The 2,298-nt window shown below is 62.9% G+C and carries 3 protein-coding genes; all 3 read right to left on the bottom strand.

Annotation, left to right across the window (positions count from 1 at the left end; all coding sequences use genetic code 11):
* Window positions 1-658: ABC transporter ATP-binding protein (locus SY1_RS08950; protein WP_208873519.1), on the bottom strand; the 658-nt coding region annotated here is incomplete at its 3' end.
* A gap of 215 nt (window positions 659-873) precedes the next feature.
* The gene (locus tag SY1_RS08945; RefSeq protein ID WP_015556829.1) at window positions 874-1,602 is read right to left on the bottom strand and encodes a MarR family winged helix-turn-helix transcriptional regulator; all 729 of its coding nucleotides are present in this window, start codon (window positions 1,600-1,602) and stop codon (window positions 874-876) included.
* A gap of 213 nt (window positions 1,603-1,815) precedes the next feature.
* Window positions 1,816-2,298: hypothetical protein (locus tag SY1_RS08940; protein WP_208873518.1), on the bottom strand; the 483-nt coding region annotated here is incomplete at its 5' end.

Below are 2,298 nucleotides of genomic sequence, written 5' to 3'. Positions count from 1 at the left end.
CCCGCATCAGGTCGCACGTTGCGCCCGAAAGGACGATCCGCCCCTGACGGATGAAGGCGATCCGGTCGGCGATGCGCTCCAGGTCCGAGGTGATATGGCTCGAAATCAGAACGGCGTGTGACGGGTCCGCCGCGAACGTCTGCAACAGGTCCAGGATATCCCTTCGCGCCACCGGGTCCAGGCCGGCCGCGGGCTCGTCCAGGACCAGCAGGTCGGGGCGGTGGGGCAAAGCGGCCGCCACCTTCAGCTTCGCCTTCATCCCGCTGGAGTACCGCTTGATCCTCTTGTCCGGGGGCAGCTGCAGGGACTGCAACATTCGGAAAAAACAGGGTTCGTCCCAGCTTCGATAAACGCTCTTCACAATCAGGCCGACGTCGCGCGCGGTCAGCTCGCCCGACAAAAAGCTGTCGTCCAGCACGACGCCAAGCCGCTCCTTGATGGCCTTCTCCTGATGACGATAACGCATGCCGAAGACCTCGACCTCGCCCCGATCAATGGCGACGAGGTTCAGGACGGCCCGGATCGTGGTGGTCTTTCCCGCCCCATTCTCCCCGATAAGGCCCAGGATCATCCCACCCTCCAACGTCAGGTCAACGTCCTGCAGGCAAAAGCCCTCGTAGCTCTTGGACAGTCCTCGAACCGATAAGATGGTCTGCACGGAAGCCCCCTCCTTGACTTTCAAAGAAGCGCCAAATCACCTTAAAAAGTTGCCGAAAGCGATCAAGGCTCATCAAGCCAAAGGGGTCCTTCAGCGCTTCCCTGAAACTTTCCCGTGCGCTTCGCGCGGCCTGATGAATTTCTGGCACTAGAGACAATACGGTTGACCGTTCCCGACAACTTAGCCAGCGGGGCCTGAAATTTTGAGGCCCTTCGCTACTCCTCCGCGTCGCCGCTTTCCTTCTGCCGCTGCCAGGGGCACCGGCCCCTCCCCTCCGGCACCGGGCCGTCGTAGTCCGGGGAAAACCGTTCGGCGCCCGGCAGGTCCTTCGGGGCCGGCCCACGCAGGTCGCAGCCGAGGCGCGGGTCTTCGCCCCTCCTGCGGCTCCATCGAAACATTTTAACCCCTCCCCTCACGCCGAATCCGCTCTGACGAACGGCTTCCTCAAAGCGCTCGTCCCCCATGCGCTCGCGCGCCTGCTCCATCCAGGCGGACAGGTGCTCCTCAAACGGGATCTCCACCTGCGATTCCAGAGAATCGATGATTCGGTCCAGGTAACGGCTCAGGGCGGAAAGTTCCTCGCCCGACAAGCAGCCAAAGACGCTTGCCCAATCGCTTTCGGGCTGCCGCAGCTCCTTCCCCTTGTCCGTCAGGTGGACGATCATCACCCGCCGATCCTCCTCCGAGGGCTTCCGCTCAACGTAGCCGCCCTGCTCCAGGCGGTTGAGAAGCTCGTTGAGCGATTGCTGTCGGAGCCCCAACAGGTACGCCAGGTCCTTCGTGGCGATCTTCGGCTGGACCTTCAGAAAGGCGAGGACACGCCCCTGACCGTAATGGATATCCGAAAAAGGGCCGTATTCCGTATGGCGGAGCATCTGCAGCCGCCGCAAAAGCCATTGCACGAAAGACAGCTTTTCGTAGATATCCCTGCAAACGTCGTCCATTCCCATCCCTCCCCACAAATACCACAGGCACCTGTTATATAAGCCCATGATATCCCCCTCCCTGCGAGGCTGTCAAGATCAAATCAACAGGCACCTGTTTATTTACGTCGTATGACGGACCTCTTCCTCGTGTTCGGAGCGGAGAAGGGCCTCACCGTTCCGAGCCTGCCCGCCGCTCTCCGGCACATCAATCCGCGGGCAAGGGGCGCCCCTTCACCGGGACACGCGGATGACGCCGCCGCGCCGGTCCTCCCCCGAGTTCCACATCCGCCGCAGGCTCAGCCAGTGCGGCTTGCCGTAGGTGACGGCCTCCACCATCAGGTCGTCCCCCGCCTCCTCGTATCCGGCCAGGTTGAACCAGTGCCACTCAAAATCCTCCAGCGCGTCGTCCTGGTGGCGCAGCATCAGGTAGGGGACGGGAAGGCCGCTACTCAGTTGCTCCCGAACCACCCCACGCGCCTCCTCAAAGGGCACCGTGCCGGACAGCCCCTCCAGGCGCCGGCCGCTGCCGCCGGCGTCGCGCCAGTACTGCGACAGCCCCTCGATGTAGATCTCAAGGAAGTCGATCCCGTGGGAACGCGGCGACAGGTAGGGCTTCATGTCCCTGGCGAAGCGGAGGAAGTCCTCCCGGTTGAGGTGGCGCAGGTCGTAGGGGTAGAGGCTCTCGGCGTCCTCGCGGAGCGCCAGGTAGATGCA

This window comes from Fretibacterium fastidiosum (assembly GCF_000210715.1).
Classification (GTDB): domain Bacteria; phylum Synergistota; class Synergistia; order Synergistales; family Aminobacteriaceae; genus Fretibacterium; species Fretibacterium fastidiosum.
The sequence above is the reverse complement of the archived record's forward strand: the minus strand, read 5'-3'. Positions and strand labels throughout refer to the sequence as shown.

Excerpts from the sequence above, each read along its gene's own strand:
- SY1_RS08945 (WP_015556829.1), bottom strand. The coding sequence starts at position 1,602 with ATGGACGACGTTTGCAGGGATATCTACGAAAAGCTGTCTTTCGTGCAA.